This is a genomic window from Candidatus Thiosymbion oneisti (genome assembly GCF_900092655.1).
GTDB classification, from domain to species: domain Bacteria; phylum Pseudomonadota; class Gammaproteobacteria; order Chromatiales; family Chromatiaceae; genus Thiosymbion; species Thiosymbion oneisti.
In genome coordinates this window covers 1-13278 of the sequence record NZ_FLUY01001691.1, presented here as the reverse complement: position 1 = coordinate 13278, position 13278 = coordinate 1, and the positions used below count along the sequence as shown (strand labels likewise).

Here is a 13278-nt window from a genome sequence, read left to right as displayed (position 1 = left end):
GAAAGCCTAACCTTTAGCGAAATCTTCCAAAATGATGAATAGGCTCATCAAACGCTGCGCCCTGTTCTTGCTGGTTTTGGGCGTTCAGGGTTGTACGACGTCGGGTGGCCCGCCGTCGGGGGCAAACGCATTGCCTGCTAATCCCACCGCGGGCCAAGGTGTTCCTCCGCGCCAGGGTGCACACGGCGCTCAGGGAGAAAACCGGACGCGTGGAGACAACCCCTCGCCCCGCGCCGACATGTTCGGCATTGCAGAAGAAAACCCGTCGCGCGAGGATAAATCGCTTCTCCGCACGGAGACGTCCGCTACCTTCGTACCAGCCATTATCGGCATTCCGGCGGATCGCGGACCGGTACGTGCCTACCGGATCGGTCCGTACGACCTGCTCAAAATCGAGGTCTTTCAAGTCGACGAACTGGCGACCGAGCAACGGGTTAGTGAAGAAGGCTCGATCATCATGCCGCTGATCGGTAACCTGAAAGTCAGGGGGCTCACGCCGCGCGAGGCGGAGCAGGTCATCGCCGACCGGCTGGGCGAGCGTTACCTCAATGATCCGCAAGTCAGCGTCTTGGTTGCCGAGTCCACGGGACACAAGGTCACCATCCTCGGGCACGTCAAGAGCCCGGGCGTGTTTCCCCTGGTGGGGGGCCAAACGACGCTGATGCAGGCCATCGCGATGGCCGGTGGTCTGGACGAGATCGCCAAAAAAGAAGAAATCGTCGTTTTTCGAAAGCAAGAACGCGGTGACATCAATGCCTACGTCGTAAATCTCGCATTGATCGAGAAGGGGCAGCTAACCGATCCGGTAATGATCAGTGACGATCGGGTCGTGGTCCCAAAATCGGGGACCGCCGTTGTGAAAAGAACCGTGGGACATGTCCTTACCAATTGGATACTGCGCATCCCCTTACCCTATTAGTCCGCGGATACTGTACCTATACGAAACCCGTAATAGGTGGAGATAAATGACGCACGCTCTTAGCCTTGAAAGCGCAACCGCGCATGATCGCACACTGGAGCCCACCGACCGGCAGCAGGAATTGCGTCGACTGGCCAGTCTGGCTGCCGAACCGGTAGCCCGCAACCGGAACACCAGCGATGTCGTCGATCTGCACTACTATTGGAGTGTCCTGCTGCGCAGAAAGTGGACCCTGGTTGTCACCACTGCAATCGCTTTAATCGTAGGGCTGGTGGAAACCTATAACACCATCCCCCTGTACCGAAGTTCGCTTAGTTTGCAGATTGAGCTACCATCCCTTCGATTGACGGGGCTCAAAGGCGAAGCCGCCTTCAGCGCATCCTTTATGAACGCGATGCGCTACCATAAAACCCAGGAAAGTGTGCTAAAGAGCCGGGCCGTGGCGAAGCGAGTTGTCGACCAGCTCGAGGACGAGGGGTTGTTGACAGCGCCGCGCAAACCGCCGATTAAGCGTACTCCCTCCTTTCTGGAGGAGTTGGAAAACACCCTTAAGGCGTGGATTAAAGGCGCCGACGAGCGTACAACCCAGCAACCTATCAATCCAGTAGAGTGGAAGTCGCGTCGGGCAGGGGCGCTCGCCGCCGGTTTAAGGGTCTATTCCGATCCGAAGAAATCCCAGATCACGCGTCTCAGTTACGTCCACTCCGATCCCCAGAAGGCCGCGGCCATCGTGAACGCCTTTGCCGATAACTTCATCCAGATGAAAAAGGAGCGAAGATACGATGCCATGTCTTACGCCGACCGGTTCCTCAACGAACGCATCGTACAGGTTCGCGCCAACCTCGAAGACTCCGAGCAGCGACTCATTACCTATGCACGAGAACGCAAGATCGTCGACCTGGACAACAAGCTCGATACCCTCATGCAGACACTCGACACACTGAACCAAAAACTCGCCCACGCCGAGGCGGACCGGATTGCGATGGAGTCCGAATACGCGCAGTCCCTGAAGGGCAAGGGACCTGCGGTCCTGAAGATCATGAACAGCGAGGTCATCCAGGCGTTGAAAAGGCGCAAGGGTGAGCTGGCGCTGGAATATGAAGGACAGCCTAAAATCTATAAGGCGGACTACCCCGCTAAGCGCCAACTCCGGCGTCAGATTACCGAGATCGACCAGCAGATCAAAGCGGAGGTCGCCGCGGTAACCGAGGCGATCAAGGCCGGCCATGCGGCAAAGCAGCGAGAAGAGGCGTCACTGCAGGCGCTTATCAGAAAAATCGAAAGCGATATCCTCGCCCTGCGTGACCGCAGCACTGACTACCAGGTGTTGAAGCGGGAAGTCGATACCAACCGCAAAATCTATGAGAACCTGCTCCAGCGCATAAAAGAGGTGGACGTCGCCTCCATCGACCCCACCAAGAACAACAATAACAACGACAATAACAACGACAATAACAACAACTCGAACATCTCGATCATCGACCGGGCACTGGCTCCGCGGCACCCCTTCAAACCCAATCTGTCCAGGAATCTGACGATCGCCCTCGGCGTGGGTCTGGCCGGAGGCCTCCTGCTGGTATTCCTGTTCGAATACCTGGACGACACCATAAAGACCGGCGAGGAGGTGGAAAACCGCATCCAGGCCCCGGTTCTCGGCATTGTCCCATTGGTTATATCCAGATCGCCCGTTGCCTCCAAAGCAGGACATATTGCCTTATCCGCCGCCGACAATCCCAGGAGCCCACTCGCCGAGGCGGCCAGATCACTGGCAACCTCGCTCAGCTTTTCGACCGTGGAAGGTACGCCGAAGACCATGTATGTCACCAGCGCGAGCCCCAGCGAAGGGAAGACGACGATCGCCACGAACATCGCGATTGCCTTGGCGAATGCCGGGAAGATGGTGCTTCAAATAGACGCCGACCTGCGTTCCCCGAGCCTTCACCATGTGTTCGATCTCCCTAACACATCAGGGCTCACCAACTACCTCGCCGGCAACACCAGGACCACCCATATCGCCCAACCGACACGAATCGCCGGCTTGGTCGTTATCACCAGCGGACCCTTACCGCCGAACCCGGTGGAGTTATTGGCCAGCACCAAGATGTTCGATCTCATGAGCCTGGCTACTGAAAGGTTCGACTTCGCCATCATCGATGGTCCGCCCGTCATCGGGCTGGCCGATGCCATTGTGCTTTCCAAGCTGGCACGGAGCACCATCCTTGTGGCGACGGTTGGACAGACGCGCTACGGTCATCTCGAGGGTGCGGTAAAGCGTCTCCGTACCGCGAATGCCAATATCGTCGGTGCCGTCGTCAACCGGTTTGACCAGACTCGTAGAAGCTCCGGATACGGATATGGATACAGGTATAGTTACGATTACCACTATAGCTACGATTACGGTACTCACGACCAGGCGGCAAAGCTGCCGGAACGGGCGTAATCAGGTGAGCGAGCGGTATGGTTCCGACGCCTGGCCCTCAAACCGGAGCACACGGTAGGGACCGATTCCGATACCGCTAACAGGAACAGAGGTTGATCATCCTGCGTCAAGTTTTAATCTCGATCGCCGCTGCCTTGCTCATCTGGCGCATCGGTGTTGTCGGCATATCGTCTCACTATGCCCAAGCGATCATCGAGGGTGAGCGCGACGCGGTGGGTAAGGCCCTCGCCTGGGATAAGCGCCAACCGGAGGCCTTGTATCGACAAGCCGTCGCGTTGCACAACGACGACCCGGATACCGCTGCCACCCTTCTGGCCCAGGCCAACACCCACGACATGGCGGATGCACGCCCGTTTTTCGCCGCGGCCAGGGCCGCGCTTACCCGGGGTAACCAGGCGCGCGCCGATGCCCTGGTTGAGATGGCCCTGCGGTTGAAGCCGGCAGATCCGCGCATCCAGCGACAAGCAGGCGACTACTGGCTCCGCCGCAATGACGTCAGACGGGCAATTTCCCATTATTCTCGCACCCTGGAAATCACCCAGGGGGCATGGAGTAAGCTATTCCCACCTCTACTCAAGCTCGCGGAAAATCCGCACACTCGGCCCGCCTATGAGATCCTTGCGACCTCACCCCCAGCCTGGTGGGACTCCTTTTTCTCCGAGGTCGCTAAACGCGCAACAGAGATCGAAACCGTTCGGCAACTCTACTCCCTGCGGCGCAAGTCGGGGCAGGCACCAATCACGCTGTCCGAACGCAAAAGCTATGTCGCCCGGCTCATGAAGGACGAATTGACCGCCCGGGCTTATAGCGTTTGGCTCAATGGTCTTACCGACGATCAACGGAAGCGGCTGGGACCGCTCTACGACGGCAGCTTCGAGCTTGAGCCCGGTAACTGGGGATTCGATTGGCACATCCACACCCCCCGCAACGCCCTAATCGACAGGCTGTACACCTACGGCAGCGACGAAAGCAAATCGCTGCATATAGGGTTCAATCATTACCAGGGCCACTTCAGTGGTAGCCTATACCAAAAACTCTTCCTCGCTGCCGGTACTTACCAACTGCGGGGTAGAGTCCATACCGACAGCCTGGATACGGATACGCAAGAGGGTAGAGTCCATACCAGCCTGGATACGCAAGGGGGACTCAAGTGGGTCATACGCTGTCTGCTGCCGCAGCCGGAGGAGCTGGGGGAAAGCGAGCGCTTTTTGGGTGCCAACGAATGGCGAAATTTCGGATTTGAGTTCCAGGTTCCCGAAGCCTGTAAGCTCCAAGAAATTCACCTGGTCTCAGTGGAGAAGCACCGGGGGGGGAAGCACCAGATCACAGGCGATGCCTGGTTCGACCGCCTGGCCATCCACAAAAGGCCACCCCCGGTAAAGGCCCGCCCTACCGCGGCGAGAGCGGTCAAGTAGCTGGAGCGGGAAACGAGACTCGAACTCGCGACCCCAACCTTGGCAAGGTTGTGCTCTACCAACTGAGCTATTCCCGCATTGAGGCGCATGAGTTTACGACCTGGTTCAGGGATGTCAAGCCTCCAGGTCGTGTTGACATTTGGTGTCATTTCGAGCGCAGCGAGAAATCCTGGTCCCGACGGAGCATGCTGCCATCCTGTAAGACCTGCCACGCTTACCGCACCTTTGTCCCTTTGCAAATTCGCATTTTGAATCCGCAGATTACGCCGATTTCCGCAGATTATTTCATTTTTAATCTGTGAAAATCGGCGTAATCTGCGGACAAAAAGGACGTCGCCCAGATACCGGATAACTGTCAACATACCCTAACGCCGCCGGAAAAATCTGTGTCCCTCAAAGCTTAAAACGGCACCGTCGGGAAGGATCCGCTCTACGGCAATCCCCTCGCGCGACACCTCCCCTTCCCCTGTTTTGAGGCCGTTGATCAAAACGAAACGCCTGGACGGCTCGCTGTCGTAGATGTGCGCCGACATGACGAACCTGGGTAAACGGTTGCGTACCGCTTTGGGTAGACGCAAATCTCGGGGCGCAGTCTCCTCCTCGACCCGCGAGGCTTCGGTCATGCCCGCTTGTCCCTCACGAACCTCGCGTTTGAAGGCCTCGATATCGGCAATCAAATCCGGCGGAATCTTGCCGTCCCGCTCCTGCGTTGGGGCCATCGGCGGCTCCTCTGCCGCGACCGGGCCCTTATGCATCCGGCGTTGCGGCGGAGGTGGGGGCACGTGGGGAGCAGGTGCCCCCATGGCGACGGATGAGGCAGTGGTCTCAGGCGCAACCGGAGCATGCGCCGGAAACCGATTCGCCGACCCTCGAGGACCGGATGCAACAGGCCCGGGCTGCCGCAGCGACGCCTGTCTCGGCAACGGCTTGGTCGCCGGTTGCTTGGGCGTGGCAGGGTCCCGATCTCTTGTCTCACGGGTTGCCGTTTGGGCGGTCTGGGCCACCGTTGCGACCGGTGGACCACCGCGCAAGGCCGAGTAGAGGGCGATGACCACAGCCGATGTCGCCAGGATCAATGCCACCAGGATCCACAGGTTGGGGCGAGCACGCTTTTCCTCGCTTGGAAAATTGGGTGGCACCAGGGTCGGTGCCTGACCCAGCTCACGTTCGTGTTGGGACTTCTTCAATGCTTCCAGGATATAGGACATGGCGCTCAGGGGACCGGGGCGAGTTTGGGGATCTCCGGCATCCCCACCACATTATGGAGCCGAATCAGTGTCTTGGGACCGGCAATACCGTCGATCTTAAGGCCCTCCCGCTTCTGAAACCTGCGTACTGCCTCATCCAACGCCGGGTCGAAAACACCCGAGCCGATGGCCTCAACAGCTAAATCCGGGACCTGTGACAAGAGCTTTCGCAACCAGCGTACCGATTCGCCTCGGGAGCTGGGGCCTATTATCGCACCGCCCACCGGGGGCGGCTGCCACAACAGGAGGTAATCCCCATCCCAGACATCGTCCAGGGTCGCAAGACTCACACGCCGACTCCCCTCGTCCAGGTCCAAAACCGCGGCCTCGGCATCAAGGCCACCAATCACCAGGTACCGCTCGGAAAGGTCCTCGGTCACCAGCTCGATCAATGCCGGCCGGTCGAAGAAGCGCATGCGGCTCCAGCCGCCCCCATCGAGCTCGCAGCGCAGACCGTAATCCATCACGCGCACGCAGGGATCTCCTGGCCCCAGGCCCGCGGGCTCGACACCCCAGCGGCGCAGTAACACCCGCATGGCCGATACCCGGTCCATAGCGATGTCAGCGAGTATCAGATCCTCGCCAGGCCCAGCTGCCTCCGGTTCGGCCAAGGCCAGGCCGGGGGCCTGCTCCAGGGCTGCTTTGGGCGTCGGGGAGACCGGGACCCGCGGTTCGGTTTGGCGTGATGGCAGCCAGCGCGCCAGGAAGGCCGGAACCTGGGGTGTTGCTACGGGAACCTCGGCCAGCCAGGAGCGAGTCATCCAGCCGCCGGCAACGGCAAGCATCAGGGCGGCGGTAGCCATGGCAAGGCATCCAAGACCGAAGCCGTATCCTCTCGGCGTTGAATGCTTTACCTCGCGCGCGGCCCGCTTGACGATCGACTTGGTCACCAGGGGACTAGGCGTAACGCAGGCCCCCAGTAGCGAGCGGTCACAGAGGATATTGATCAGTCGCGGAACGCCACCGGAAACGCGATGCACAAGGCGAATGGCGTCACGGGTGAACAGCTGCCGCTCCACACCCGCCACCATCAAACGGTGCCGGATATATTCCGCCGTCTCGGCCGCATTGAACGGCCGCAGGTGATAACGGGCGGTAATGCGTTGATTGAGCTGGCGTAGACCCTCGCGCTGGAGCAGGGTACGCAACTCCGGTTGACCTACCAGGAAGATCTGAAGCAGCTTGTGTTTGGTGGTCTCCAGGTTGGTGAGCAACCGGACCTGTTCCAGCACCTTCGGGCGCAGGTCCTGGGCCTCGTCGATCATGAGCACCGCCCGCCGGCCTTCGGCGTGCGCCCTCAGTAAGTAGTCGTTGAGGCGGTCGACCAGGCATTTGACGGTGCGTTCCTGCTCCGACACCTCGATGCGCAGCTCGTCACAGACGGTGCGCAAGAGTTCGGTTACCGTCGTGGTCGGATTAAGGATGAGGGCAACCTCCACACCATCGGGCAGCTGCTCGAGAAAGGCCCGGCAGATGGTCGTCTTGCCGGTACCCACCTCCCCGGTAAGCAGTACGAAGCCGCCACTCGTCCCTGCCCCGTAGAGCAGATGCGCCAACGCCTCCCGGTGCTGTTCGCTGAGGAACAGATACTGGGGGTCTGGGGTAATGGAGAAGCTCGCCTCTTTGAGGCCGAAATAGTTGGAGTATAGGTTCTGCAAGCTAGGCCGCTGCCATTATCGGTCGGACAGAAATCGATCGTTCGGATTTGCGCTGCACAAGGTGCCTCACCGCCGGGATCAAGATAGGTAGAATTCGGAATAGGCGTCAATAGTCGAGGTACTCCGGTCAAGATCACAGTGAATCGGTGTCGATCGTCAGGAACGACATGGACAAGCGGAAACGGATACTTGAATTCCTCAAGGTGTCTCTTGATTCAAGGCGCCGGTCACCCCATAAAGATGGTGACCTGCATCTTGTTGATGCGTGCTCCAATCCCAACCCGAACGGTTCTCTCGATGATCGACCTGCATTGCCATATGCTTCCCGGTATCGACGATGGGGCACCCGATCTCCACACCGCCCTGGAGATGGCCAAGATTGCGGTCAGGGACGGCATCAGGATGACCGCCTGTACGCCGCACATCTATCCTGGCCTGTACGATAATACAGGCGCCCAAATCATGCAGGAAGTACAGGCGCTTCGCACCCGGATACAAGAGGCCGACATTCCGCTCGAAATCACCTATGGCGCAGACATACAACTAGTCCCGGAGCTGGTGCATGGTCTCCGCTCCGGACATATGCCGACCCTTCACGGCACCCGGTATTTTCTGTTTGAACCACCTCACCATATGGTTCCCGTCGGCTTCTCGCGTCTGATTTTCGACCTGCTGGCTTCCGGTTACCAACCGGTCATCACTCACCCCGAACGGCTTACCTGGCTTGACGATGAGCATTACGGCTGGTTCGTCGACGCCGCCCGGAGCGGCGCTTGGATCCAGCTCACGGCCGGGGCGGTAACAGGCCGTTTCGGCCCCCATCCAAAATACTGGTCACAGAAATTCCTCGGTGATGGGCTCGTCCATATCCTGGCGACGGATGCCCACGATCCTGAACACCGACCGCCACTCTTGGCGGAAGGACGCACGGCGGCGGAACCTTATATCGGTGCCGACGAAGCGGAATTGCTGGTAACCGGCCGCCCGCAAGCCGTTATCGAAAATCGCGAGCCAAGGGAGATTCCGCCTCCACCGGCACTCGGCCCGAACGAAAACCGGAGCAATGCCGTCAAATTCAGGAAAGGATGGTTTACCCGGCTCTTGTCCCGGGGCTGATCCGCAGCTCCCGACGTCACCGAGGAGCCGCAGGTCGGTGGGCGCGGTCAGGAACGCGATGGACCATCCCCCTCCCGCTGACCCGTGTAGCGTTCGACCATTGTGCTGAGGTCCCGCGGGTTCACGGGCTTGCTGAGAAAATCGTCCATCCCCGCCTCGAGACACTGGTGTTTGACCTCCTCCGATGCGTTGGCGGTCAAGGCGATGATCGGCAGCCGTGCCCCCTGCTCCTCGCTCGCACGAAAGGCCTGAGTAAGGGCTATCCCGTCCAATTTGGGCATACGCACATCGACGAGGGCCAGGGCGAAGGGGTCGGCCCGGATGCGGCTCAAGGCCTGCTCCCCGTCATCGACCAGGATCACCTCATAACCTTGTTTCTCGAGCAGTACCCTGACAACCTTCCCTGCAATAGCGTTGTCCTCGGCTACAAGAATACGCAACCCATGCACTGCTACCGGTTGCACCCTGTCTTCCTTTTCCTCCTGCCGATCCGATTGCGGGCGCTCCTTCCCCAGTATCTGGCGCACCCGACTGACCAGGTCCTCGGCAAGAAAGGGTTTGCTCAGGCAATTCCCGCGGGCCATCCGTTGACCGGCGCGGCGGGTGCTGTATGTGAGCAGCAGATAAGGCACCTTGGCACCGAGCCCGCGCTGGAATAGATCCAGCAACGCCAGCAGGTCCTGACAAGCGGGCGAGTCGGCGACGATGAGCAGGTCCAACCTCCGGGTCCGGTCGGTCATGCAGCCGAGGTGGTCCATATCGAGCACCGGCTCACACGCCATACCCGCGCCGCGCAGGATCTCCATGATGAGCTCCCTGCTCGTGGCATTGTTCTCGAACACCCAGGCTCGCAGACCCTCGAGCTGTCGTTGCCTCTCCTCCGAGACCAGCGGCCTTGTTTCCTTCTGTAGTGGCAGCCGTACCCAGAAGCGACTGCCTTTCCCGACCTGGCTGTCGACGCCGATACGCCCCCCCATCAGGTGCGTAAGGTCACTGGCGATGGTAGTACCCAGCCCGGTTCCGCCATAACGCCGGGTGGTGGAATCGTCCGCCTGCCGAAAGCCCTCGAAGATCTCCTCCAACCGGTCCGCTGGTATCCCAATTCCCGTGTCCAAGACCTCCAGGAGCAGGTGAGGGCGGTGCATCAGTTCGTCGGACGGACACAAACTTGCATGGACCCTCACCTCACCTCGGTCGGTGAACTTGATGGCATTGCCGATCAGATTGAACAGGATCTGGCGTATCCGGAGCTTATCACCGATCATCCGGTCCGGAAGCTTTGGGTCGATGCGCAGGATTACCTCCAGTCTCTTGGCAAGGGCCTGGGTCTCCAGGGCGGCGCACACCTCCCTCATACCGCCGCGCAGATCGAAGGCGACGGACTCCAGGTGGAGCTTCTTGGCCTCGATCTTCGACAGGTCCAGCACATCACCGATCAGGGCCTGTAGCACCTCCGCGGAGCTGACGATGGAATCGACGTACTCGCGCTGCTCGGCGTCGAGCCGCGTTGACTGCAACAGGTTGGTCATCCCCACCACCCCGGTCAAGGGCGTACGCAGCTCGTGGGTCATGACCGCCAGGAAATCCCCCTTCGCCTGGTTCGCCACCTCCGCCTCACGCCGGGCTTGCTGCAGCTTGCGCAGGAGGGAGTATTGGTACATCGGGAGCACCACCAGGAGCAGCAGAATGAAGACGACCTCGTAGGGATGGGTCCACCAGGCGTCCAGGACCACAATGGTCAGGGTGCAGGTCAGCAGGTTCAGTATCGAGGCGAAGATCAGGTGGCCACGCCCGTATCGGGTGCTCGCGTAGATGAGGATCCAAATATAGATGAGATAGAAGGGACTGACATCGCCGGTCAGAAGGGTGGCCAAACCGACCGCCGTGATGTCCAAGACGAGTCCCAGGTACTGGCGGGCCGTCCATTCCGGGCGTATCAGTACGCTGATCAGTATACCGGCGAAGAATAAAAAATAGACCCCGAACAGAAGGAAGAAATAAACCGAATTGATCCGGTAGTAACCGGTGTACGCGGCACTACCGACGTAAATTACTCCGAACACCCAAAATCCCATACGCACCAGGGCGGACTGAAACTCTTGGTTGGCACGCAAGGCCGGATCCCACTTGATCATGGTCCCAAGCTACCTGTCATACATGGATTTTCCGCCGCGATGCCCGCTTCCCCTGCCTGCTGGCGGCACTGCACCGAAAGGCCATGTTTGTCTTCTCCTGCCGCGCCTTCCGGTCTGATATCTACAGTCATTGTAGCCCCACGAAGCCTATCGAGCTCGTCCTCCCAAGCGTACCTGAAATTACTCGTCGTCATACACAAAACGCAGACATGAAGACGGATCGGTATACAATGCGGCTCGGAGACGAGAGATAACTTGACGAGAGATAACTTAAGAGAACGGGAGAGACCCATGTCCAAGAAACACCCGATCGTTGCGGTTACCGGCTCTTCAGGCGCGGGCACTACGACCGTCAAGCGGGCCTTCGAGCACATCTTTTTCCGCGATGGCTTCAACGCCGCCATCATCGAAGGCGACAGCTTTCATCGCTACGACCGCGCCGAGATGAAAGCCGAAATGACCAAGGCGGCGGAAGCACATCGCAACTTGAGCCACTTCGGGTCAGACGCGAACCGTTTCGACCTGCTCGAGGAGCTGTTCAAGAGCTATGGCAAGACGGGTACCGGCAAGAAACGATACTACATTCACAGTGACGAGGAGGCGGCGGAGCTCAACGCGCGCCTCGGTACCAACCTCGCCCCCGGCCAGTTCACCCCTTGGGAGGATATTCCCGAAGGTACGGATCTGCTTTTTTACGAAGGTCTGCATGGATTGATTGTGACCGAAGAGAACAACGTCGCCCAGCATGTGGATCTCGGGGTCGGGGTCGTTCCCATCGTCAACCTGGAGTGGATTCAAAAAATCCACCGCGACAACCTGGAGCGCGGCTACTCCGCCGAGGCCATCGTGGACACCATCATGCGCCGCATGCCGGACTACATCACCACCATCGTGCCCCAATTCACCCTGACGGACATCAATTTCCAGCGCGTGCCGACGGTCGATACATCCAATCCTTTCATCGCTCGGGATATCCCGCTCCCGGACGAGAGCTTCGTCATCATCCGTTTCCAGGACCCGAAAAAACTCGACATCGACTTCCCCTATCTGCTGTCCATGATCCACGATTCCTTCATGACCCGCCGCAACAACATGGTCGTGCCCGGGGGGAAGATGGGCTTCGCCATGGAGATTATCCTGCAGCCCATCATCGAACGGCTGATGGACACACGCAACAAGTGATCCTTTCGCTTACCCCGGTGGCAATCCGCCGCCGGACGTTATTCCTGGGAAAAAATCTTGAAAGATCCCACCAGCTACATGGGTTGTGTTGACATTTAGCGAACCGTGTCAGCCAGGTAGATAGGGATGCGTCATGCCCGAAATCGGGATCGGGATCGAAGTCGGGATTCCGATTGCGATCCCGATCTCGATCCAGCCCGTAGGATGCGGTGAGCGCCTGCCGATCGCCCCAGGGACGGGGCAGGCAGGCCGCGAACCGCATCGATGGTGTGGTGAGCCGGCGTAGGTCGGGTAAGGCACGCCTGCCGTGAAGCTGCATTGGCCGCGGTGATTGGCGCGCCGTCACCCGACACCGGGTGGCCGGCATGTCGCCCTGACCTTACCCGACCTACGGGCTCATTGAAGCAGCCCGGCGGATGGCGGCCGTCCCTGGCCTGATCCGCCCTACGGTATTCCGCGGCCAATCGCCACAGCCCCATCGCAGCTCAGCCTGACAACTGATACCGATATAATCCGTTCCCCACCATTTGCCTTTCCGAGATCAACCCATGCCCCTCAGCCAACGAGCACGGACCCTCGCCGTCACCACCCCCCTCGGCGAAGACATCCTGCTGCTGCGTTCCATGCGCGGAAGCGAACGACTGAGCACCCTGTTCGAGTACCAACTGGAACTCATCAGTGAATCCTACCAACCGATCAAGCACGAAGCGCTGCTCGGCCAACCCGTCACCGTGCGGCTGGAACTGCCGGATTACCAGACCCGCTACTTCAACGGCATCGTCAGCCGTTTTTCCCACACCGGCTTCGACGGGGCGGTTGCCATCTACCAGGCCACCCTGGTCCCCTGGTTCTGGTTGCTCTCCTGCACCACCGACTGTCGCATCTTCCAGGACCGGACGGTGCCAGACATCGTCAAGGACATCTTCCGCGAGCATGGCTACATCGACTTCGAGGAATTCCTGGTCGAGCCCCACCGCCGCCGGAACTACTGCGTCCAGTACCGGGAGACCGATTTCACCTTCATCAGCCGGCTGCTGGAACAGGAAGGCATCCACTACTTCTTCCGGCACGAGGAGGGTAAACACACCCTGGTCCTGGCCGACGACAACGGTGCCCATCACCCCGTTGCCGGCTACGAAGAAATCCCCTACTACCCCCCCGATGAG

General features: G+C 59.6%; 9 protein-coding genes and 1 tRNA gene. 6 read left to right on the top strand and 4 right to left on the bottom strand.

The window, feature by feature from the left end; translation table 11 throughout:
* Nucleotides 1-31: 31 nt before the first annotated feature.
* The 3 genes from BQ17_RS17800 (at nucleotide 32) to BQ17_RS17790 (ending at nucleotide 4774) form a co-directional block, all read left to right on the top strand.
* Nucleotides 32-919 (top strand): polysaccharide biosynthesis/export family protein, encoded by an 888-nt coding sequence (locus tag BQ17_RS17800; RefSeq protein WP_089729395.1) that lies wholly within the window; start codon nucleotides 32-34, stop codon nucleotides 917-919.
* Nucleotides 920-965: 46 nt separating this feature from the next.
* Nucleotides 966-3359, top strand: a complete 2394-nt coding sequence (locus BQ17_RS17795) for a GumC family protein (protein ID WP_089729393.1) — start codon at nucleotides 966-968, stop codon at nucleotides 3357-3359.
* 92 nt (nucleotides 3360-3451) lie between these two features.
* Nucleotides 3452-4774, top strand: a complete 1323-nt coding sequence (locus BQ17_RS17790) for a tetratricopeptide repeat protein (RefSeq protein ID WP_089729391.1) — start codon at nucleotides 3452-3454, stop codon at nucleotides 4772-4774.
* A 1-nt stretch (nucleotide 4775) separates the two neighbouring features.
* On the opposite strand, the gene BQ17_RS17785 is transcribed toward BQ17_RS17790, so the two are convergent.
* The 3 genes from BQ17_RS17785 to BQ17_RS17775 all read right to left on the bottom strand — a co-directional run bounded on the left by BQ17_RS17785 (nucleotide 4776) and on the right by BQ17_RS17775 (nucleotide 7679).
* Nucleotides 4776-4851, bottom strand: a tRNA-Gly gene (locus BQ17_RS17785).
* A 288-nt stretch (nucleotides 4852-5139) separates the two neighbouring features.
* The gene (locus BQ17_RS17780) at nucleotides 5140-5982 is read right to left on the bottom strand and encodes a general secretion pathway protein GspB (RefSeq protein ID WP_089729389.1); all 843 of its coding nucleotides are present in this window, start codon (nucleotides 5980-5982) and stop codon (nucleotides 5140-5142) included.
* A gap of 5 nt (nucleotides 5983-5987) precedes the next feature.
* The gene (locus tag BQ17_RS17775) at nucleotides 5988-7679 is read right to left on the bottom strand and encodes an ExeA family protein (RefSeq protein WP_089729387.1); all 1692 of its coding nucleotides are present in this window, start codon (nucleotides 7677-7679) and stop codon (nucleotides 5988-5990) included.
* Between the two features lie 297 nt (nucleotides 7680-7976).
* Here BQ17_RS17775 and BQ17_RS17770 point away from each other — a divergent pair, with 297 nt between their 5' ends.
* The gene (locus BQ17_RS17770; RefSeq protein ID WP_089729385.1) at nucleotides 7977-8795 is read left to right on the top strand and encodes a tyrosine-protein phosphatase; all 819 of its coding nucleotides are present in this window, start codon (nucleotides 7977-7979) and stop codon (nucleotides 8793-8795) included.
* A 47-nt stretch (nucleotides 8796-8842) separates the two neighbouring features.
* On the opposite strand, the gene BQ17_RS17765 is transcribed toward BQ17_RS17770, so the two are convergent.
* Nucleotides 8843-10930 (bottom strand): ATP-binding protein, encoded by a 2088-nt coding sequence (locus BQ17_RS17765; RefSeq protein WP_089729383.1) that lies wholly within the window; start codon nucleotides 10928-10930, stop codon nucleotides 8843-8845.
* 291 nt (nucleotides 10931-11221) lie between these two features.
* Between BQ17_RS17765 and BQ17_RS17760 the strand changes: the two genes are divergently transcribed.
* Nucleotides 11222-12112: a phosphoribulokinase gene (locus BQ17_RS17760; RefSeq protein ID WP_089729382.1), complete on the top strand. Its 891-nt coding sequence runs from the start codon at nucleotides 11222-11224 to the stop codon at nucleotides 12110-12112.
* Between the two features lie 548 nt (nucleotides 12113-12660).
* Nucleotides 12661-13278: type VI secretion system Vgr family protein (locus BQ17_RS17755; protein WP_141699354.1), on the top strand; the 618-nt coding region annotated here is incomplete at its 3' end.